Source organism: Brevundimonas sp. Br13, assembly GCF_055391505.1.
The window spans coordinates 2,312,645-2,332,692 of record NZ_AP044008.1 but is presented as its reverse complement, the minus strand read 5'-3'; the positions used below and the strand labels follow the sequence as shown (position 1 = coordinate 2,332,692).

General features: G+C 65.5%; 16 protein-coding genes. 11 read left to right on the top strand and 5 right to left on the bottom strand.

The features are described from left to right. The first annotated feature begins 106 nt into the window (after positions 1–106). A complete protein-coding gene (locus ACZ5M6_RS11400; protein ID WP_152950324.1) occupies positions 107–1,411 on the top strand; it encodes a cation:proton antiporter in 1,305 nt (434 codons plus the stop codon). Positions 1,412–1,462: 51 nt separating this feature from the next. Here ACZ5M6_RS11400 and ACZ5M6_RS11395 read toward each other — a convergent pair whose 3' ends face one another. Beyond that, positions 1,463–2,668, bottom strand: coding sequence for a pyridoxal phosphate-dependent aminotransferase (locus ACZ5M6_RS11395; protein WP_409614343.1), 1,206 nt, complete (start codon positions 2,666–2,668; stop codon positions 1,463–1,465). A 124-nt stretch (positions 2,669–2,792) separates the two neighbouring features. On the opposite strand from ACZ5M6_RS11395, the gene ACZ5M6_RS11390 reads away from it, so the two are divergent. From ACZ5M6_RS11390 to ACZ5M6_RS11350, 9 genes are all read left to right on the top strand, one after another. Further along, on the top strand, positions 2,793–3,506 hold the full coding sequence (locus tag ACZ5M6_RS11390; protein WP_054765855.1) for a TVP38/TMEM64 family protein: 714 nt from the start codon (positions 2,793–2,795) through the stop codon (positions 3,504–3,506). Between the two features lie 284 nt (positions 3,507–3,790). Then, the gene (locus tag ACZ5M6_RS11385; RefSeq protein ID WP_054765854.1) at positions 3,791–4,831 is read left to right on the top strand and encodes a rod shape-determining protein; all 1,041 of its coding nucleotides are present in this window, start codon (positions 3,791–3,793) and stop codon (positions 4,829–4,831) included. Between the two features lie 151 nt (positions 4,832–4,982). Beyond that, a complete protein-coding gene (gene mreC, locus ACZ5M6_RS11380; protein WP_054765853.1) occupies positions 4,983–6,104 on the top strand; it encodes a rod shape-determining protein MreC in 1,122 nt (373 codons plus the stop codon). Next, positions 6,101–6,619 (top strand): hypothetical protein, encoded by a 519-nt coding sequence (locus ACZ5M6_RS11375; RefSeq protein ID WP_054765852.1) that lies wholly within the window; start codon positions 6,101–6,103, stop codon positions 6,617–6,619. Before mreC ends, ACZ5M6_RS11375 begins: the two co-directional genes overlap by 4 nt. Next, positions 6,616–8,613: a penicillin-binding protein 2 gene (mrdA, locus tag ACZ5M6_RS11370; protein WP_054765851.1), complete on the top strand. Its 1,998-nt coding sequence runs from the start codon at positions 6,616–6,618 to the stop codon at positions 8,611–8,613. Before ACZ5M6_RS11375 ends, mrdA begins: the two co-directional genes overlap by 4 nt. Then, entirely contained in the window at positions 8,610–9,764 is a 1,155-nt protein-coding gene (gene rodA, locus ACZ5M6_RS11365) for a rod shape-determining protein RodA (protein ID WP_054765850.1), read from the top strand. Before mrdA ends, rodA begins: the two co-directional genes overlap by 4 nt. Before the next feature lie 195 nt (positions 9,765–9,959). Further along, positions 9,960–11,375 (top strand): glucuronate isomerase, encoded by a 1,416-nt coding sequence (uxaC, locus tag ACZ5M6_RS11360; RefSeq protein WP_191554009.1) that lies wholly within the window; start codon positions 9,960–9,962, stop codon positions 11,373–11,375. A gap of 32 nt (positions 11,376–11,407) precedes the next feature. Further along, entirely contained in the window at positions 11,408–12,853 is a 1,446-nt protein-coding gene (locus ACZ5M6_RS11355) for a mannitol dehydrogenase family protein (RefSeq protein WP_464158677.1), read from the top strand. A 3-nt stretch (positions 12,854–12,856) separates the two neighbouring features. Further along, positions 12,857–14,356: a UxaA family hydrolase gene (locus ACZ5M6_RS11350; RefSeq protein ID WP_464158675.1), complete on the top strand. Its 1,500-nt coding sequence runs from the start codon at positions 12,857–12,859 to the stop codon at positions 14,354–14,356. A 45-nt stretch (positions 14,357–14,401) separates the two neighbouring features. Here the strand turns inward: ACZ5M6_RS11350 and ACZ5M6_RS11345 are convergent, their stop codons facing one another. The 3 genes from ACZ5M6_RS11345 to kduD form a co-directional block, all read right to left on the bottom strand. Next, positions 14,402–16,051 carry a pectate lyase gene (locus ACZ5M6_RS11345; protein ID WP_464158673.1) on the bottom strand — a complete coding sequence of 550 codons (1,650 nt, stop codon included), beginning with the start codon at positions 16,049–16,051 and terminating at the stop codon, positions 14,402–14,404. 109 nt (positions 16,052–16,160) lie between these two features. Next, complete coding sequence (locus ACZ5M6_RS11340) at positions 16,161–17,204, bottom strand: sugar kinase (RefSeq protein ID WP_333896482.1); 1,044 nt, start codon at positions 17,202–17,204, stop codon at positions 16,161–16,163. 19 nt (positions 17,205–17,223) lie between these two features. Continuing rightward, positions 17,224–17,982, bottom strand: coding sequence for a 2-dehydro-3-deoxy-D-gluconate 5-dehydrogenase KduD (gene kduD / locus ACZ5M6_RS11335; protein ID WP_152950318.1), 759 nt, complete (start codon positions 17,980–17,982; stop codon positions 17,224–17,226). A 224-nt stretch (positions 17,983–18,206) separates the two neighbouring features. On the opposite strand from kduD, the gene ACZ5M6_RS11330 reads away from it, so the two are divergent. Further along, a complete protein-coding gene (locus tag ACZ5M6_RS11330) occupies positions 18,207–18,869 on the top strand; it encodes an RpiB/LacA/LacB family sugar-phosphate isomerase (RefSeq protein ID WP_054765843.1) in 663 nt (220 codons plus the stop codon). A 55-nt stretch (positions 18,870–18,924) separates the two neighbouring features. Here ACZ5M6_RS11330 and ACZ5M6_RS11325 read toward each other — a convergent pair whose 3' ends face one another. Continuing rightward, positions 18,925–19,974, bottom strand: a complete 1,050-nt coding sequence (locus ACZ5M6_RS11325; RefSeq protein WP_227975925.1) for a LacI family DNA-binding transcriptional regulator — start codon at positions 19,972–19,974, stop codon at positions 18,925–18,927. Between the last annotated feature and the right edge of the window lie 74 nt (positions 19,975–20,048).

The following is a 20,048-nucleotide window of genomic DNA, read 5'->3' as shown; positions in this document are numbered from 1 at the left end:
AGACGACCTAGGTCTGCGGGGAGCCTTGAATAGGCGACGAGGGTGTTTAGGGTGAGCGACCTGTGATCGTTCTCAATAACGGCGCGCCCTGGGGAGGGATCATCGCATGACCAATGCGGAGCTGAGTGTCGCCTTTTTCCTGCAGATGGCGGTGATCATCGCCGCCTGCCGGGTGGTGGGATGGGCGGCCAAGCGCTGGTTGGGTCAGCCGCAGGTCGTCGGCGAAATGATCGCAGGCGTGATCCTGGGGCCGTCCCTTTTCGGACTTCTGGCTCCCGACTTGCAGGCCGCCCTGTTTCCGAAGGAGTCGCGGTCCATCCTGTTCGTCGGCGCCCAGCTGGGCGTCGGTCTCTACATGTTCCTGGTCGGGCTGGGTTTTCGCCGGGATCATTTCCGCGCCCATGCGACCAGCGCGGCGGCCGTGTCGCTGGCCGGTATGGCGGCGCCGTTTCTGGTCGCGGTCGCCATCGCGCCCTGGCTACTGAGTCTTGGCCTGTTCGGCGAGGGAATCGTGACCTGGCAGGCCATGCTGTTTATGGGCGCGGCCATTTCGATCACCGCCTTTCCCATGTTGGCCCGCATCATTCACGAACGCGGCCTGAGCGGATCGAGGCTGGGATCGCTGTCTCTGGCCGCCGGCGCCATCGATGACGCCGGGGCGTGGTGCGTATTGGCGATCGTCCTGGCCAGCTTCGGCGCCGGCCCGATGGTGGCGGTGGTGGCGATCGCCGGAGGCGGCGCCTTCGCCCTTTTCATGATGACCTTGGGGCCCCGGCTTCTGGCGCCCCTAGGCCGGATCGCAGAGCGGGAGGGGCGCGTCGGACCGAGCGTATTGGGCGTCGTCCTGATCCTGTTCATGCTCAGCGCCTGGGCGATGGACGCCGTCGGCATCCATGCGGTCTTCGGCGGTTTCATCCTGGGGGTCGCCATGCCGCGCGGCCTTTTGACGGCGGAGATCAAACGTCAGCTGGAGCCTTTCGCCGTTCTGGTTCTGCTGCCGATGTTCTTCACTTTTTCGGGGCTCAATACGCAGCTGACGATGGTGGACAATATCGGTTTGGCCGCCGTCACCCTGGTGATCCTGGCCGGCTCCGTCCTGGCCAAGGGGGGCGCCTGCTGGGCGGCCGCCCGGCTGACGGGCCAGGACAACGCCACGGCCATGGGGATCGGCGCCCTGATGAACGCGCGCGGGCTGATGGAGCTGATCATCATCAATATCGGACTTCAGCGCGGCGTCATCGGCCCAGCCCTGTTCTCCATCCTGGTCCTGATGGCCATCATCACGACCCTTATGGCGTCGCCGCTGTTCGAATGGGTCTATGGCCGCAGGGCGCGAGAGCAAGGGGAGCTGGGCGATCCGAACGAACCGGACGGCGACGGAGCCCGACTGTCGCCTCGCGTCACGGCCTGACCTGGGGCCGTTGATCCGGACGGACACAGAGGCGTCCGTCCGGTTGAAAAATCAACGCAGCGAGGCGGCGAAGCGCTGGATGCGGGTGCAGGCCTCTTCCAGCACGGCGTCGGAGGTGGCGTAGCTGATGCGGAAATAGGGTGACAGGCCGAAGGCCTCGCCCTGGACCACGGCGACGCCCTCGGCGTTCAGCAGCTCGGCGGCGAAGGTCGAGTCGCCGTCGATGACCACGCCCGATTCCGTCGTCTTGCCGATCAGGCCGGCGATGGACGGATAGACGTAGAAGGCGCCTTCCGGCACAGCACAGGTGATCCCCGTCGCCTGGTTCAGCATCGAGACGACCAGGTCGCGACGCTTCTCGAAGGCGGCCTTGCGCTCGGGGATGAAGTCCTGGGTTCCGTTCAGGGCCTCGACCGCCGCCCACTGGCTGATGCTGGTCGGGTTGGAGGTGGTCTGGCTGGCCACCTTGCGCATCAGGTCGATCAGCGGCTTGGGGCCGCCGGCGTAGCCGATGCGCCAGCCGGTCATTGCATAGGCCTTGGACACGCCGTTGACGGTCAGGGTGCGGTCGATCAGGTCGGGGGCGACCTGGGCGATGGTGGTGTATTCGAAGTCGCCATAGACGAGGTGCTCGTACATGTCGTCGGTCAGCACCCAGACGTGGGGGTGACGACGCAGGACCTCGGCCAGGGCCAGCAACTCCGCCTGGGTGTAGGCGGCGCCGGTCGGGTTGGAGGGGCTGTTCAGGATCAGCCACTTGGTCTTGGGCGTGACGGCGGCCTCCAGCACCTGGGGGCGCAGCTTGAAGCCGTCCTTCTCCTCGCCGACCACGGTCACGGGCTCGCCCCCGGCGAGCAGGACCATGTCGGGATAGGAGACCCAGTAGGGAGCAGGCACGATGACCTCGTCGCCGGGGTTCAGGGTCGCGACCAGGGCGTTGAAGATGACCGGCTTGCCGCCCGGGGCGACGTGGATCTGCGACACGTCGTAGGTCAGGCCGTTCTCGCGGGCGAACTTGGCCACGATGGCCTTCTTCAGTTCGGGCATGCCGTCGGCGTCGGTATATTTGGTCTCACCGCGATTAATGGCGTCGATGGCGGCCTGTTTGATATTCTCCGGCGTGTCGAAGTCCGGCTCCCCGGCGCCGAGGCCGATCACGTCGCGGCCCTCCGCCTTGAGCTTCCGGGCCTGGGCGGTCACGGCGATGGTGGCCGAAGGCTTGACGCGGGCGAGGGCGGAAGATTGCAGGCTGGACATGGGAATCCCATCGGTCTTGGAAGGTTGTCGCCGGGGAGGGCGAGGTTCCTTACGCGCGCAGGCCCGCCGGGACAATCCGCCCAGGCTCGCTAATGTACAGCCGGGGTGATAAGCGGCGCGTCTGATGCGCTGGATCCTCGATTTCCTGTCCAATATGGAGGCGCGGCGCTGGCGCGCCGTGCTGGCGACGGTTGTCGTTCTGGGCGCGATGACGGCTCTGTTCGCCGTGGGTAAGAGCCAGCTGGGGCTGGACGCCGAGGCGCGGCTGGAGGCCTGGCTGGGCGGATTCCGGCACGGGCCGTGGGGCCTGCCGGCGGCCGTGATCGTGTTCACGGTCGCAGCCTTCTTCGGGGCGCCTCAGTTCATTCTGATCGCCGCCTGCGTGGTGGCCTTTGGGCCCTGGTTCGGGTTTCTGTACAGCTGGATCGCCACGGTCGCCTCGGCCGCCGTCACCTATTGGATGGGGCGCGGGCCGACCGCGCGGGTGCTGGAGCGGCACGGCGGAAAGACGGTCGGGCGGTTGACCCGGTTCGTGGGGCAGAACGCCTTCTACGCCAGCTTCATGATCCGCAACGTGCCCTCGGCGCCCTTCATCGTGGTCAACATGGCCTTTGGCGCGGCGCGGGCGTCCTTTCCCGGCTTCCTGGCCGGATGCGCCCTGGGGGTTTTGCCCAAGACGGCGCTTGTGGCCTTTTTCGGCGGCTCCTTCATGACGGCCGTCAGCGGCGACGGGGTTTGGACCTCGGCCATCCTGGCGGGCGTGGCCCTGGCCTGGTTGGGTCTAATGCTGGGGGTCCGGGAGTGGGTGAGGCGTCGCGAAAAGGCGCGTGGGGACTGACGTTGCGGCAAGCGCCGGCAGGATGTTTCACAGGGAGTCCTTCCCCCTCATGACGCTATCGTGAACGGCCCGGAGCGCCAAGCTTACACAGGCCTGGGGGTGAACGCGTGTCCGGTACGCGAAGGGGGTTGTATTCCCTGTTTCATACGGGCACACGGGCCAGCGGTAGGCGTGGCGAAGACGATCAGGAAGCTGTCCGGCAAGGGGATGTCAGGACGGCGGGGCGTCGCCAGGTCGACTGCGAAACTGACGCCCTCGGTCAAAGAACAACGGTATCGATTCCCATGAGCTTTTCCCTTTTCGGCGCGATCTCCAACGACATCGCGATGGACCTGGGCACCGCCAACACCCTGATTTACATGAAGGGCAAGGGCATCGTCCTGAACGAGCCGTCCGTGGTGGCCCTGCGCAACGTCGGCGGACGCAAGATCGTTCACGCCGTGGGCATTGAGGCCAAGCAGATGCTGGGCCGAACGCCCGGCCACATGGAAGCCATCCGCCCGATGCGCGACGGGGTCATCGCCGACTTCGAAGTCGCCGAAGAGATGATCAAACACTTCATCCGCAAGGTGCATAACCGCAAGGGCTTCGTGAACCCGAAGATCATCGTCTGCGTGCCGTCCGGCGCCACGGCGGTCGAGCGTCGCGCGATCAATGATTCTTGCCTGAACGCCTCGGCGCGCCGCGTAGGCCTGATCGACGAGCCGATGGCCGCCGCGATCGGCGCGGGCCTGCCCATCCACGAGCCGACCGGCTCCATGGTCGTCGATATCGGCGGCGGCACCACCGAGGTGGCCGTGCTGTCTCTGTCGGGCATCGTCTATTCGCGTTCGGTCCGCGTCGGCGGCGACAAGATGGACGACAGCATCATCAGCTATATGCGTCGCAACCATAATCTGCTGATCGGCGAAACGACCGCCGAGCGGATCAAGAAGGACATCGGCACCGCCCGCATCCCGGCCGACGGCGAAGGCCTGTCGATCGAGGTCAAGGGCCGCGACCTGATGCAGGGCGTGCCGCGCGAGGTCCGTATCTCGGAACGCCAGGCCGCCGAAGCCCTGGCCGAGCCGGTGACCCAGATCATCGAGGCCGTGAAGGTCGCGCTGGAAGCCACCCCGCCGGAATTGGCCGCCGACATCGCCGACAAGGGCATCATGCTGACGGGCGGCGGCGCCCTGCTGCGCGGCCTGGATGTCGAGATTCGCGACCACACCGGCCTGCCGGTCTCGGTGGCCGACGACCCGCTGTCCTGCGTCGCCATCGGCTGCGGCCGCGTGCTGGAGCATCCGCGCTGGATGAAGGGCGTGCTCGACTCGGCGCTCTGATTTTTTCGATCGCGGCTGGGCGAAAGTCCGGCCGCAAATCCTTTTCAGCCCTGCGTGATCGACGGTTCCATTCCGGCCCTGATTTTGCGATAGGCAGGCAGAACGACAGGGATCGCCTGTCGATTCCAACCCCTTTTGTGGAAGGTCGCCCGTGGCGTTTCGCGACGGTCCCTTTGAAAACCTGAAGGTGCCGCTGGTCTGGACCGCCGCGGTTGTCGTCGTCGTGTCGATCGTGGCCGCCGGCCTCCTGTTGGTGAGCGATCGCAAGGCCGTCGACGGCGGTTCCAGCTATGGCGCCGTGCGCGGAGCGGCTGATACGGTGACTGGACCTGTCAGCGGGATCTTGGCCGCGCCGGTGCGCTGGGTCGGCGCCGTCACCGACTATGTCGGGGGCTATTTCTTCGCGGTGTCGGAAAATCGGAAACTCAAGGCGGAATTGGCGGAACTCCAACCGTGGCGCGACCAGGCCATCGCCCTGAAGAACGTCAACGCGCGCTATGAAGCCTTGCTGGGGCTGCGGACTGAGCCGCCCGTTCCGATGATCACGGCGCGCGCCATCTCCGACGCGCGCGGACCCTTTAATCGGGCCAAGCTTCTGGACGTGGGCACGCGCCGCGGCGTGCGGATCGGCAATCCGGTGATCAATGAACACGGCCTCGTCGGTCGCGTGACGGGCGCGACCGGAGGCGTGAGCCGCATGGTGCTCCTGACCGATGTGGCGTCTCGGACGCCCGTCCTGGTGGATCGCACCGATGCGCGGGCGCTTCTCACCGGCGACGGCAGCGACAACCCGCGTCTGGAGTTTGTTCGCGGAGCCGGCTCGGTGCAGCCGGGTGATCGCATTCTGAGTTCTGGGGACGGTGGGGGACTGCCGCGCGGCATACCGATCGGCGTCGCCGCCAAGGGCATTGACGGCAGCTGGCGCGTCAAACTGTTCAGCGATCGTGGCGCTGTCGATTATGTGCGTGTGCTGTTGTTCCAGGACTTCGGCCAACTGGTCGATCCCAACGCCCTGAATGCGCCGCCCCTGGCGGGTCTGGGGACGGCGCCCGAGCCCAGCCTCGAACAGGCGGCTGCGATTGCGGACGTTGCCGCACGCCGGCAAGCGGCCGCACGCGCCCAGGCCGAACGCACGCGGCAGGCCCAGGCTTCGCAGGCCGCAACCGCCGGGCCGTCGGTTCAGCGCGGTCCGGCTCCGCGCGCCGCTCCGGATCAGTCCACGCCTGAGACTCCGCCGGGCGGACCCTCGCCTGCGCCGGGAGGCGCCGCGTGAGACGGCCGGTTGCGGTCCGCGTCGTCGGGCCTTTGCAATGGATCCTCTATCCGGCCCTTGTGGCGGTCGCGGCGACCATCGTCCTGGCCACCCCCGCCCAGCTTTTCGGCCTGACCTTGCCGGAGCCGGTCGTGCCCATGGTTCTGGCCTTCGCCTGGCCCTTGATCCGTCCGTCGATGACGGCGCCGGCTGTGCTGTTCGCCCTGGGCCTGTTCCTTGACCTGTTTTGGAACGGCCCGCTCGGCATGTGGGCCCTGTGTCTGATGGGGGTCTATGGCGTCTTGCTTCTGTCGCGCAATCTTTTGGCCGGACACGAAGGGCTGATCCGGTTCGCCTGGTATGTGGCCTGCACCCTGGGGGCGTTTCTGTTCGCCTATGTCATCGTGACGGTGCGGGCGGGCAATCCGCCGGCTATTCTGTCGCTGATCGGCCAGATCGTCCCGACCCTCCTGCTTTATCCGGTCGCTGACTGGATGCTTGAGCGGTTCGACGATGGAGACATTCGCTTCCGATGAGCGGCGAACCTTCCATTTTTTTCGCCGACGTCAATGAACGACAGGGCTCGTTCCTGCGGCGCACCTTCGTGTTCGGCGGCCTGGCGACCCTCGGCGTGGCGGCGCTTGTAGGGCGGCTGGCCCAGCTCCAGGTCGTGCAGGCTCAGGAGTATGCGACCCTCTCGTCGCAGAACCAGTTCAACTTCCGCATGGTTCCGCCGCCGCGGGGCCTGATCAAGGATCGCAACGGCGTCGTCATCGCCGGCAACCGCCCCAGTTTCCGAGTGCTGGTGGTGCGCGACGAAACCAAGGACCTGGACCAGACCCTGGACCTGCTGGGTCGGCTGCTTCCCGACACCCTGGAACGCCGCCGCGCCATCATCCGCGACGTCAACGCCTCGTCCAAGTTCAACCCGGTTCCGGTCAAGAGCGACCTGACCTGGGAGGAGTTCGCCAAGGTCAATCTGTACGCCAACGAGCTGCCGGGCGTCATGGCAGACATGAACGACGCCCGCTACTATCCTTTCGGCGGCTCTTTCGCCCATGTGGTCGGCTATGTGGCCAAGGTGTCCGATCGGGACGTCAAGGCCATCCGCGACAGGGGGGAGGAGGTTCCGCCCCTGCTGTTCAACCCCAGTTTCCGCATCGGCCGGCAAGGGGTGGAGAAGGCGCTGGACGAGGCCCTGCGCGGCGAGCCCGGCGGTAATCGCGTCGAGGTGGACGCGCGGGGTCGGGTGGTGGCCGAGGATGTGGGCGGCTCCCGCCCGGCGGTTCCCGGGCAGGAAGTGGTTCTGACCCTCGACGCCGACATTCAGAACCGGGCGCTGGAGGTGTTCGGCGAGGAGTCCGGGGCCTGCGTCGTGATGGACGTCCGCAACGGCGACATCCTGGCGATGACCTCCGCCCCATCGTTCGATCCCAACCTGTTTGTGGGGGGCGTGCCTTCCAGCATCTATCGCGCCTTGGCCGACTATGAACGTCGCCCGCTGCTGGACAAGGCTCTCACGGGGACGTTCGCGCCCGGCTCGACCTTCAAGCCGGTCGTCGGGCTGACGGCGTTGAAACGGGGCGGCGATCCGAACCGACGGATCGTCTGCAACGGGGCCTACTATCTGGGGCGGCGGTTCGCCTGCCTGGGACGGCACGGTTCGCAGGACATGCGTTCGGCGATCAAGAACTCCTGCAACGTCTATTTCATGACCCTGGCGGTCGAGGTCGGGCCGGACGCCATCGCCGAGACGGCGCGCGAAATGGGCTTTGGCCAGACCTACGACATCGGCATCTCCGGCCAGAAGCCGGGCCTGGTGCCTGACCGAGAATGGCGGCGGAAGAATCCCGTGCGGGGCGACGGCAAATGGTATCCGGGCGAAACGCCGAGCTACGGCATCGGTCAAGGCGCCTTGACGGTCAACGCCCTGCAACTGGCCGTCTATGCTTCGCGACTGGCCAATGGCCGAAAGGCCGTGACGCCGCGGCTGATCAAGTCGATCGGGGGAGTGGAGCAGGGGGGCGACCGCAGCTTCGCCGACCTGCCCTATGATCCGGCCTTCGTGCAGGTGATGCGGGAAGGGATGGAGGCGGTGACCGACGTCGGCGGGACCGGCTTCAGGAACAGCCAACTGGGCCTCGGCGACATCCGCATGGCGGGCAAGACCGGGACGGCCCAGGCGCAGAACTACGGCGCCGGCTCCCGCAAGGGCGCGGGCCGGCCCTGGGCCCAGAAGGACCACAACCTGTTCATCGCCTTCGCGCCGGCGGACAATCCCCGCTACGCCGTGTCGGTGATTGTGCAACACGGCGGCATGGGCGGCGGTACAGCCGGCGCGCCGCGCGCGCGGGAGGTGATGAAGGTCGCCTTGCTGAAGGATCCGGAGATGCGCGCGCGAATGGAACGCCCGCCGGCGCCCGAGCCGACAGAGACGACGGACCTGACCCAGCCTTCGACCGTCGAGCCGGCGGCGCCGACGCCGGAGGCGGTTGATCCGCTTCCCCCATCGACGGAGCCGCGCTTATGACCGCTTCCGCCCTGTCTCGTCCCGGCGAGCGCGAGCGCGTTTCGACCAAGATCAGCCAGCTCGACTGGCGGCTTCTGCTGCTCATCTGCGCCGTAGGCGGCGCGGGCGCAATGATGCTCTATTCGGTGGGGGGCGGCTCGTGGTCACCCTGGGCGGCTAAACACCTGATCCGGTTCGGCGTCTGCCTGGTGCTGATGCTGGGGCTGTCGATGATCAACATTCGCTACTGGTTCGCCCTGGCCTATCCCATCTATGGCGTGGCCCTGTTCCTACTGGCTCTCGTCGAGACGCCGTTGGGCTACACCGCGCTCGGCGCCACGCGCTGGCTTGACCTGGGCGTGACCCGCATACAGCCCTCGGAAATCATGAAGATCGGCGTGGTTCTGGCCCTGGCGCGTTGGTACCACGGGGCCTCGGCCAAGGAGGCGAGCTTTCACTGGAAGCTGATCATTCCCGTCGCCATCATCGGCATGCCCTTCCTGCTGGTGGCGCACCAGCCGGATCTGGGCTCGGCCATGCTGATCGGCCTGACCGGCGCGGCCATCATGTTCATGGCCGGTCTGAACTGGAAGATCATCGCCGCCGTCGCCGCCGTCGCCACGGTCGCCGTGCCTCCCTATGTGATGTTCGGCATGCACGACTATCAGCGCCACCGGGTCCTGACCTTCCTGAACCCTGAGGCCGACATGGCCGACAAGGGGTATCAGATCGTCCAATCCAAGATCGCGATGGGCTCGGGCGGGCTTCTTGGCAAGGGCTACGGCCTGGGCAGCCAGAGCCAGCTGGAGTTTCTGCCCGAGCGGCATACCGACTTCATCTTCGCCGCCTTCGCTGAGGAGTTCGGCTTCGTCGGCGCCTTCTTCCTGCTCAGCGCCTATGCGGCCATCATATTGATCTCTTTGCGAATAGCGTCCCTGTCCCACAGTCATTTCGGCCGTTTGGCGGCGTCCGGCGTGATCGCCACCTTCGCCATGTATGTGCTGATCAACGGAGCCATGGTTATGGGGCTTGCGCCAGTCGTGGGCGTGCCCATGCCGCTGTTGTCCAACGGCGGCACGGTGATGCTGACCGTCATGATAGGCTTCGGCCTCGTCATGGCGACGCGGGTGCATCGATACGCCGAACTGCCGAAGGGCCATGGGCTGATCTGAGGCTGATTGGAAAGCGCGCCTGGGCGGGCCGTCCAGCATGTTTGATTAAAGCGCCGCATATTCTGCGGGCGCCATAGGCCGACCAGGATTTTTCGACCTGTAGGTAACCGGTGTCTTTTTTGTCCTCGGCCCTGTAACAGGAGGGACAGAAACGACTCGTCGCGTCCGGCCGGCGGGAACTGAGGGAAGGATTTCATGACTCAGCCGCTCCGACTTCATCCCGACCGCCTGTTTCCAGCAGATGCGGGAACCCGCGCAGTCGCGCGGCGGCTGTATGACGCCGTCAAAGATCTGCCGATCATCAGTCCGCACGGGCATACAGACCCCAGCTGGTTCGCCCTGAACCAAGCCTTCGCCAACCCGGCTGAGCTGCTGATTACGCCCGACCATTACGTCTTTCGGATGCTGTATTCGCAGGGGATGGCGATGGAGGATCTGGGCGTGCCGCGCGTCGACGGCGGGCCTGTGGAGACGGATCCCAGGAAAATCTGGCGCCGGTTCGCCGAGAACTATCACCTGTTTCGCGGCACGCCTTCGCGCCTCTGGCATGACTGGGTCTATGCCGAGGTGTTCGGCCTGGATGTGCGTCTCTCGGGCGAGACGGCGGACCATTATTACGACGTCATCGACGCCGCCCTCAAAACCGACGGTTTCCGGCCACGCGCCCTGTTCGAACGCTACAATATCGAGGTTTTGACCACCACCGAGAGCCCGCTCGACACCCTGGATCACCACAAGACCATCGCGTCGTCAGGCTGGAAAGGCAGGGTGCTGACCGCGTTTCGACCCGACCCGGTCCTTGATCCGGACTATGAGGGTTTCCGCGACAATCTGCACAGCCTGGCCGATCTTACCGGTCGCGACGTCATGAGCTGGGACGGCTATCTTCAAGCCCTCCGCGACCGTCGCGCCTTCTTCATCGAAAGGGGCGCGACCTCGACCGACCACGGCCATCCGACCGCCTTTACGGCGGATCTGCCGAGAGGAGAGGCCGAGGCTCTGTTCCGTCGCGTATCCACGGCGTCTGCGACAGCTGCGGACGCCGAGCTGTTTCGCGGCCAGATGCTGACCGAAATGGCCGCCATGTCGGTCGAGGACGGCCTGGTGATGCAACTGCATCCCGGCAGTTTCCGCAATCATTCGGCGACGGTGTTCGATCGCTTTGGACGCGACAAGGGATGCGACATTCCCACCCCGACCGATTACGTCAGGGCGTTGAAGCCGCTGCTGGATCGCTTTGGAGCGGACAGGCGCCTGTCCTTGATCGTCTTCACCCTCGACGAGACCAGCTACAGCCGCGAACTGGCTCCGCTGGCCGGTCATTATCCGGCGTTGAAACTGGGTCCCAGTTGGTGGTTCCACGACAGCCCAGAGGGCATGCGCCGCTTCCGCGAACAGGTCACCGAGACCGCCGGCTTTTACAACACGGTCGGGTTCAATGACGACACCCGCGCCTTCCTGTCGATCCCGGCCCGTCACGATGTGGCGCGGCGCATGGACTGCAGCTTCCTGGCCCGGCTTGTGGTGGAGCATAGGATCGAGGAGGACGAGGCGCACGAGGTCGCCCACGCCCTGACCTATGGCCTGGTCAAGGCGGCTTACAAGCTGTGAGCGGTCAAACGTCCCGGCTGAACTCAGGGGCTTTGTCGCAACTGCCTTTGGACGTCGCTCAGCCCAAATATGACCGTGCGGAGGTGAAGACCGGCGTAGTGCATCTGGGGGTGGGAGCCTTCCACCGCGCCCATCAGGCGGTTGTTTTCGACGACGCCCTGGCCGGCGGCGACCTGCGTTGGGGGGTTCTCGGGGCCTCGCTGCGGTCGCCGGGCGTCAGAGACCAACTGAATCCCCAAGACGGACTGTACACCCTGGTGCTGCGTGACGGGGCGCGCGAGGATCTTCGCGTCATTGGCTCGGGCTGCGGCGTCCTGGTCGGCCCAGAAGACCCCGCCGCCCTGGTGGCCGCCATGGCGAGGGCTGAGGTTCACATCGTCACCTTGACCGTCACCGAAAAGGGTTACCGTATCGACCCCGCAAGCGGCGATCTGATTTTCAATGATCCGGACGTGGCTGCGGATTTGATCGATCTGGAGGCGCCGCGCACGGCCCCCGGATTCCTTGTTGCGGCGCTGAAGGCGCGCAAGGCTGCGGGCCTTAAACCCTTCACCGTCATCAGCTGCGACAATCTTCCGCAGAACGGGCAAAGAATCAGGGCGGCCGTGCTGGCGATGGCGGGCCGTATCGACCCTGATTTGGCCGACTGGATCAGGCGTCATGGCGCCTTCCCGCAGACCATGATCGACCGCATTGTTCCTGCGACTACCCCCGACGATGTGGCGCGACTGACCGGCCGGCTCGGCTTTGAGGATCAAGGCATGGTCAAGACGGAGCCCTTCACCCAGTGGGTGATCGAAAACCACTTCGCCGGCGAGCGACCGGACTTTCCAGGCCTGGGCGTTCAGTTGGCGGAGTCCGTCGAGCCTTGGGAGAACGCCAAGCTGAGACTCCTGAACGGCGCTCACTCCGCCTTGTCCTACCTTGGGGCCCTGGCCGGCTTCGAACATGTGCATGAGGTGGTGGGTGTGCCATCCTTCCGCACCTATGTCGAAGCCCTGTGGGACGAGGTCGAGACGACGTTGGAGCCGCCGCCCGGTTTGGTGATCGCCGACTATCGGAACGCCCTCATGGCGCGCTTCTGCAACGCCGCCCTGATGCATCGCACACGCCAGATCGCCATCGACGGTTCTCAGAAGCTGCCACAGCGACTGTTGGCGACAGCCGCAGATCGTTTGGCGGCAGGGCTCGGGATCAAGGCGACGGCGCTGGGCGTAGCGGCCTGGATGAGGTGGCAATCGGGTTTGACGGAAGGGGGAGAGCGCTTCGAGGTCGATGATCCGCTGGCCGCCGAAACGGCCCGGCGTCTGGCTGAGGCTGACAATGAAGCCGACCAGGTGCTGAGTCTTCTGAGGCTTGCGGCCGTTTTTCCGCAGCGCCTGGCGGCGGACCACCGCTTCGCCCTGGCGGTTACGGACGCCTATCTGTCGCTGTGTCGCGAAGGAGCGGTCGAGGCGGCGCGGGAGGCGGCGGTCTAGATCATGTCTCGCATTCTGGTCTTAAATTCACTCGACGACGTCGCCATCGCCCTGGATGACATTTCCGAAGGCCAGACTCCCGAAGGCTTGGACGTCCCCGCGCGCATCCACATCCCCACGGGTCATAAGATCGCGCGTCATGCTGTGGAAGCGGGAGGAGTGGTTCGTCGCTATGGTCAGGTCATCGGCCGCGCCCGCATTGCGATCGCGCCGGGAGACCACGTTCACATCCATAATCTGATGATGACCGACGATGGACGAGAGGCCGAGGTGGGGGCAGATCTGCGTTCGCCGCCGCTGCGGTCTGACGCGACCTTTCAGGGGATCGTGCGCCCGGACGGGCGAGTGGGGACGCGAAACTATATCGGCGTGCTCACCAGCGTGAACTGTTCCGCCACAGTGGCGCGCCGCATCGCCGACGCCTTTCCTGATGACGGCCTGCCGGACGGTGTTGACGGGGTGGTCGCCTTCACCCACCAGGGGGGATGCGGCGGCTCATCCCTGTCTTCCGACGTCGCCCTTTTGCAGCGCACCCTGGGAGGTTATGCCCGACACCCGAACTTTCACGCCCTGCTGATCGTAGGGCTGGGGTGCGAGGCCAATCAGATCCCCGCCTGGCTCGCCAATGAGGGGCTGAACGCCGGTCCCACACTTCACGCCCTGACTATACAGGAGGCTGGAGGGACAGGGCGCGCGATCGAGGCCGGCGTCGCGATCGTTCGCGACCTGATCAGGGAGGGCGCCAAGATGCGACGCACGACCGTGTCGGCCGAGCATCTAACGGTCGGCCTTCAGTGCGGCGGCTCGGACGGCTGGTCCGGCGTCACGGCCAACCCGGCCTTGGGCGAGGCGGTCGATCGGCTGGTCAGCCACGGCGGGTCGGCCCTGTTGTCGGAGACACCCGAAATCTGGGGAGCCGAACACCTGCTGCTGCGCCGTGCTGCGTCACAGGCCGTCGCCGACAAGCTGCAGGCGCGCCTGGCCTGGTGGCGCGACTATGCGGCGCGACATCAGATGGAGCTGAACAACAACCCCTCTCCGGGCAATCTGAAGGGCGGATTGACAACCATCCTGGAGAAGTCTCTGGGGGCCGTCGCCAAGTCGGGCTCGACGCCGCTCAACGACGTGATCGGCTATGCCGAACCGCGGGCGGCCAGGGGGCTCAGCTTCATGGACAGCCCAGGCTACGATCCCTGTTCGGCGACGGGCCAGATCGCCTCGGGCGCCAATCTGATCGTCTTCACCACCGGCCGTGGCTCAGTCTTCGGGGCCAAGCCGGCGCCCTCGATCAAGATCGCCTCCAACGCCAAATTGGCGCGTTGGATGGACGAGGACATGGATATCGACGCATCGCCGGTGCTTACGGGCGCCAGCCTTACCGATGTCGGCGAACGGATCTTCCAAAAGATGCTGGCCGTGGCCTCTGGCGAGCCGTCAAAGTCGGAGGCGCTGGGCATCGGCGACAATGAGTTCGTCCCCTGGCAGGTGGGCGCCTACCTCTAAAGGCCGGACGCCGGACGGCCCGATCATTCGGGCCGCCCGCTCCAATCAGGCGACCAGGGCCTGGATCAGATCGCCCATGTTCCGAATGAAGACCGAGGTGGAAACGCCCTCGACCGGGTAGTCGGTCCGATAGGGCGACGTGTCCCAGACGTCGCCGACGCGTGTCATCTGATATTCGCCGCCGGTCACGGCCGTCGGGGAGTCGCCCCTGTAGGGGTTCGACGTCGTCGTCAGCGGCGTCGGCCAATAGCCCCGCGCATTCAGTCCGGCCAGAACCTCGGCTACGCGGCTCTCGCTGACCGGCGACGGCCGTTTGGCCTCGCCGGACATGTCCCAGACATCGACGTCCTGAAGGGTGAAATAGGTCGGAAGCCGTAGAGAGCCCGGTCGCGCCTTCAGCGGCGACCCTTGCGTCGCAGCCTCGACCGGCAGGGCGGAGAGGCGGGCATACTCCGCGCGAAGAGCGGGCGTGTCCACGTTCCGGAACGAACCGTAGTGGACGATCAGATTCTCGGGATTGTCGTCGGCGTAGTACTGGCCGTTGGCGACGTTGGATCCCCGACGATGGATGTAGATCGGGGTGTTGGCGCCTTCGAGAATGAAGGTGGGATGGGTCCGCCCCGGTGTATTGAGCGGCGGCTTGGTCGCGACCTGATCCAGCCAGTCCAGGGCCTCAGGCAGGCGGTCAAGGAATTTCCGGTCCCCGGTCAACCGGTAGAAGCCGAGCATCGACTTGATGTTGGTGCCCGTCGCATGGGTGACGAGGGCCTGAGGTTCGATCGTCCGCGCGCCGGCCGGCTTTAGGGTGTCGGGGAAATGCTGCAGGCCCCAGGCGGGCTGGGGCTGAGGCTGTTGGGTTCTGACGAAGATATCCATGCCGCGGTTGATCGCATCCAGGATGCGCGGATCGCCGCGTCCGTTCCGCGCCAACCCGTGCCAGGCGTAGATCAGAAACTCCAGATTCTCGCCTGCGACATCGTCATTGAAGGTGATGTAGGGCGTGTAGTCGGCGTGCCCGTGGACGCCGCCGTTCTGTACGAAGGGGTAACGTTGAGGCCAGCCTCCGTTCGGATACTGGCTGTCGAGAACAAAATCGATCGCCTTGTTCAGAGGCGCCAGATATTTGCGGTCTCGCTTTTCGAGGTACAGGCGAAGAAGCAGTTGCGAGGCCTCAGCCGTACCCGCGTCATCGAAGGTGGCGTTGCCGTAGTAGCGATGAAATTCCTCCAGCCGCCATGCGTTCTTGCCGACCGTGTCGTACCACCGCCTCAGCGAAGCCTCGCCGGCCGTGTCGATGACATAGTTCCAGCCGCCGGCCGGGTGTTGGCCCCGGACTAGAGCGTCGGCGGCGGACTTGGCGGCCTCATAATAGAATTCGTCGCCGGTCGCATGGTAGGCGTCCAGGAACAGGTGCCCCATGGTCGCGGTTCCAGGCGGCTGCACCCAGATCATGGTCGGGCCGGCTTCCAGCTCGCCCCAACGCCGAGAAAAGTCGGGCAGATACTGCCAGACATAACCGCCTTCGACTGCAGCCTCATCGGTCATAAAGCGTGCGGCCCGCTTCATCCCCGCCAGGATGGCGTCCCGCTGAGGCGCCGAGGCGGCGACAGCGAGGGCGGGTGCTGAGGCGGCGACGAATGTGGCGGCGGCGCCGGCGGCCAAGACGGCGCGACGGCTCATGGAAGGGGCATGCATGCTGAAACTCCTGGACCTCTGAAACGGCTCTTCGCGGCCGGTTGGAGACTCAATCAAGCACGATTGACACCGGTTTCCTAGGGGAGTCTCGACGGGATCCGGCTGGGATCTAACGGCGAATGTCGAACCCGTTGTCACCCATGGCCGCCCGAACCTGATCGGCCGAGAACATGTTGAAATCGCCCGGAACCGAGTGTTTCAGGCCGGCGGCCGCCAAGCCGAAATCCAGCGCCTGCTGATCCGACCAGCCGCTCCAGAGCCCGAACAGCACGCCGGAAGCGAAGGCGTCGCCACCGCCTACCCGGTCCACGACACCGGCCATGTGCAGGGCGTCCGCCTGCGTTTCGACGATCCGTCCACCGTCTCGCGTCAGCATCACCGCTGAAAGCGCCTGGTCGGCGACGCTGTCTTGCACCCGCAGGGTGCAGGCGATGCGTTGAAGACGAGGAAAGGCGTTGAAGGCGGCCTTTGCGGCCTCGCGACGCCGGACGGCCGGGTCGGCGTCGTCGAACCGCGTCCTCAGCACCAGGCCGAAGTCACGATCGTCAGCAAAGGCCAGGGTCGCGCCGCTCAGCATGCCGCCCAAGACCCTCGGGGGATCGCCGTCCCATTGCTCCCACAGCTTTCCGCGGAAGTTGCCGTCATAACTGACCTTAACCCCCAGGCGCGCCGCAGCATCTATCAGGGCGACGGCGGCGGACGAGCCGTTAGGGCCGGTAGCCGGCGTGACGCCGGACGCGTGCAGCCATTCCACCCCGTCCAGCAAGGCGTCCCAATCGAACGCCGTATGGACATGTTCGACGAAGGCGGAGCCGGCGCGGTCGTACAGGACTTCCGATGGGCGCCTTACGGCCCCAGGGGTGAGGAAGTACAGGCCCATTCGACCGGCCTTGAACACGACCGTCGAGGTATCGACGCCGTGTCGGCGCACTTCGTCACGCGCGGCGCGACCCAGGACGTTGTCGGGCAAGACTGTCGCCAAACCCGTGGGGGCGCCGAATTGGGCCAGGGAGACCGCGACATTCGCCTCCGCGCCCCCTGGACGGACCGTCAGGGCGGGAGACTGCAGAAGCAACTCGTGCTGATTGGGCGAAAACCGCAGCAGCATCTCGCCGAAGCAGAGGATGCGGCGGGGAGATGCGCTGTGGGTCATGCTTCAGACTAGCCGTCGCTCAGCGCGCCTGCCAACCGCCGTCGACCGGCAGGATGGCGCCTTGGACATAGTCGGACGCTCGGCTCGCCAGGAAGACGGCGGCCCCGCCGAGGTCCGAAGGCTCGCCCCAGCGGCCGGCCGGGATGCGGCCCAGGATTTCAGCCGAGCGGACGGGGTCCTCGCGCAGCGCCTGAGTGTTGGCAGTGGCGAAATACCCAGGCGCAATGGCGTTGGCGGTGATGCCGTGCGGCGCCCATTCGTTGGCCATCAGCTTGGTCAGGCCGGCCACGCCCGACTTGGAGGCGGTGTAGGAGGGCACCCGGATGCCCCCCTGGAAGGAAAGCATGGAGGCGATGTTGATGATCTTGCCGCCTTCGCCCTGTTTGATGAAGTGACGGGCCACGGCCTGGCTGAGGAAGAAGACGGTCTTCAGATTGATGTTCATCACCAGGTCCCAGTCGGCCTCGGTGAAGTCCACGGCGTCGGCGCGACGGATCAGGCCCGCATTGTTGACCAGGATGTCGATCCGGCCCATCGCCTCAAGGGTTTCCTGAACCACGCGCTCGACCGGTTCGATCGAGGTCAGATCGGCGCTGACCGCATGAGCGCGGCGTCCCATGGCCTTCACCTTGGCGACCGTGTCGTCGGAATCCGACAGGGCGACCGAAACGATGTCGGCGCCGGCTTCCGCCAGAGCCAGAGCGATTCCCTGGCCCAAGCCCACATTGCCGCCGGTGACCAGGGCGACTTTTCCGGTGAGGTCGAATGGAGTGGTCATATTGTGTTTCCTCTGGTCTGCGCCTTTTGCGACGCCGTTTAGCGGGTGTGATGCGGCAAGGGCGAATGTTCCGCTCTGTCAGCTTCGCCGCGAAATCGATCCGGGTGACCTTGCATCTCTCCCCATGTGGACTAGGTAACCGGTGTCATATTATGATGCAATCCATTAGCCCATAATCGCGCGACATGGTTCGATGTCGCCTGAACTCGCCTTGAGGAGTCCCCATGAAGATCGCGCTCATTATCGAAAACAGCCAGGCCGCAAAAAGCGAGACGGTGCATGCGGCTCTGTCCGCCGTCGCGGAGCCGCTGGGGCATCAGGTGTTCCACTATGGAATGTACGCCGCCGAGGATAAGGCGTCGCTGACCTATGTGATGAACGGCGTGCTGACCGCCATCCTGCTCAACTCCGGCGCCGCCGACTTCGTGGTGACCGGTTGCGGCACCGGCATGGGATCGATGCTGGCCTGCAACAGCATGCCGGGCGTCTTCTGCGGCCTGGTCATTGATCCGACCGACGCCTTCCTGTTCGGCCAGATCAATGACGGAAACGCCATCTCCATGCCCTATGCCAAGGGGTTCGGTTGGGCGGCGGAGCTGAACCTTCAGGACGTGTATCGCAAACTGTTCGAGGGCGAGCGCGGCCTGGGCTATCCCAAGGAACGTGCGGAGATCATGCGCAAGAACCGAGGCGTGCTGCGCGATCTGAAGGCCGCATCCTGCAAGGACATGCTGACCGTGCTGAAGGAGATGGATCAGGACTTGCTGAAAGCCGCGATCGCGGGCGAGCGGTTTTCCGAATACTTCTTCGCCAACGCTACGGACGAAGATATTCGCGACTATCTGAAGGGCGTTCTGAGCGGCGCGAAGGCTTTGGAGCCCGCATAAGGCCAAGGCTCGGCCGGCGCGTGGCCCGCGCCGGCCGCCTTTTTGAAAAGCGTTTTCAAGCCGCAGGGATAGCGGATTTCCGCACCACGAGAGCAGGTCGGACTTCCGGCTGCTTCAACTGGGCCGCATCCACGCCGCGCATGGGCGCCAGAAGCTTCTCGGCCGCCATGCGGCCCATGTCGCGAATCGGCAGGCGGACGGAGGTCAAGTTCGGCCAGACCCGCGCGGCCATGGGCAGATCGTCGAACCCGACGATCGACAGGTCGCGTGGCAGCTCCAGCCCCCGCTCGCGGGCCGCCTGCATGATCCCGATCGCCATGTCGTCGTTGAGGGTGAAGATGGCGCTGGGCGGGTGGGCCAAGGAAAGCAGGGCGTGGCCGGCTTCAACACCTGATTCAAACGTATAGGCGCCCTTGAAGTCGTATTCGGGCGCCAGTGGAATCCCGCGCGCCGACAGGGCGTCGATAAAGCCCTTGCTTCGCACCGCCGACGATCGGAACAGGTCCGGCCCGCGAACCAGACCGATCCGCCGGTGGCCCAGGTCGGCAAGGTGATTCGCCGCCTCAGCCGCCCCTATCCCGTCGTTCGTCACCACCATCGACGCCGGCTCGTCCAGGGCTACCGAGGCGATGCGGACATAGGGGCAATCCAGTTCGCGCAGCAGCGCGATGACCGCCTCGTCCTCAGACACCGAAGGGGGCATGATGACGCCATAGAGCCTTTGCCGCTCCACGAAGCCTCGGATGTCCTCAAGCAGAGTAGGGGAGTTGCGGTTGCAAGGATGGACGACAAGTTCCAACCCCGAACCCTTCAGGGCGTCCAGCACGCCTTGCTGCATATTGACGACATAGGTCGGGCTGGGGTTGTCGTAGATCAGGCCGATCAGGAAAGAGCGGCGGAACGCCAGCCCGCGCGCCTGGGGATCGGGCGTAAAGCCCAACGCCTTGATGACCGCATTGACTCGTTCCCGCGTGTCCTGGCGCACGAACGGCGACTGGTTGATCACGCGCGAGACGGTCTTTTTGGACACTTCCGCCACGCGGGCGACGTCGTTGATGGTGGCCCGCTTAGCCGTCTTGCCGGGGCGCGGATCGTCTTGAGCCAAGGTGCGGCTCCTTCCTTCTTGTCGAGCTTCAGCCATAACGCCGACTCGCGCCGGACGCTACAAACCTCTTCAAA

What these genes read in the sequence shown, in the direction of transcription:
- ACZ5M6_RS11400 (WP_152950324.1), top strand. Translation starts at nt 107, where the DNA reads ATGACCAATGCGGAGCTGAGTGTCGCCTTTTTCCTGCAGATGGCGGTG.
- ACZ5M6_RS11395 (WP_409614343.1), bottom strand. Translation starts at nt 2,668, where the DNA reads ATGTCCAGCCTGCAATCTTCCGCCCTCGCCCGCGTCAAGCCTTCGGCC.
- ACZ5M6_RS11390 (WP_054765855.1), top strand. Translation starts at nt 2,793, where the DNA reads ATGCGCTGGATCCTCGATTTCCTGTCCAATATGGAGGCGCGGCGCTGG.
- ACZ5M6_RS11385 (WP_054765854.1), top strand. Translation starts at nt 3,791, where the DNA reads ATGAGCTTTTCCCTTTTCGGCGCGATCTCCAACGACATCGCGATGGAC.
- mrdA (WP_054765851.1), top strand. Translation starts at nt 6,616, where the DNA reads ATGAGCGGCGAACCTTCCATTTTTTTCGCCGACGTCAATGAACGACAG.
- rodA (WP_054765850.1), top strand. Translation starts at nt 8,610, where the DNA reads ATGACCGCTTCCGCCCTGTCTCGTCCCGGCGAGCGCGAGCGCGTTTCG.
- uxaC (WP_191554009.1), top strand. Translation starts at nt 9,960, where the DNA reads ATGACTCAGCCGCTCCGACTTCATCCCGACCGCCTGTTTCCAGCAGAT.
- ACZ5M6_RS11350 (WP_464158675.1), top strand. Translation starts at nt 12,857, where the DNA reads ATGTCTCGCATTCTGGTCTTAAATTCACTCGACGACGTCGCCATCGCC.
- ACZ5M6_RS11345 (WP_464158673.1), bottom strand. Translation starts at nt 16,051, where the DNA reads ATGCATGCCCCTTCCATGAGCCGTCGCGCCGTCTTGGCCGCCGGCGCC.
- ACZ5M6_RS11340 (WP_333896482.1), bottom strand. Translation starts at nt 17,204, where the DNA reads ATGACCCACAGCGCATCTCCCCGCCGCATCCTCTGCTTCGGCGAGATG.
- kduD (WP_152950318.1), bottom strand. Translation starts at nt 17,982, where the DNA reads ATGACCACTCCATTCGACCTCACCGGAAAAGTCGCCCTGGTCACCGGC.
- ACZ5M6_RS11330 (WP_054765843.1), top strand. Translation starts at nt 18,207, where the DNA reads ATGAAGATCGCGCTCATTATCGAAAACAGCCAGGCCGCAAAAAGCGAG.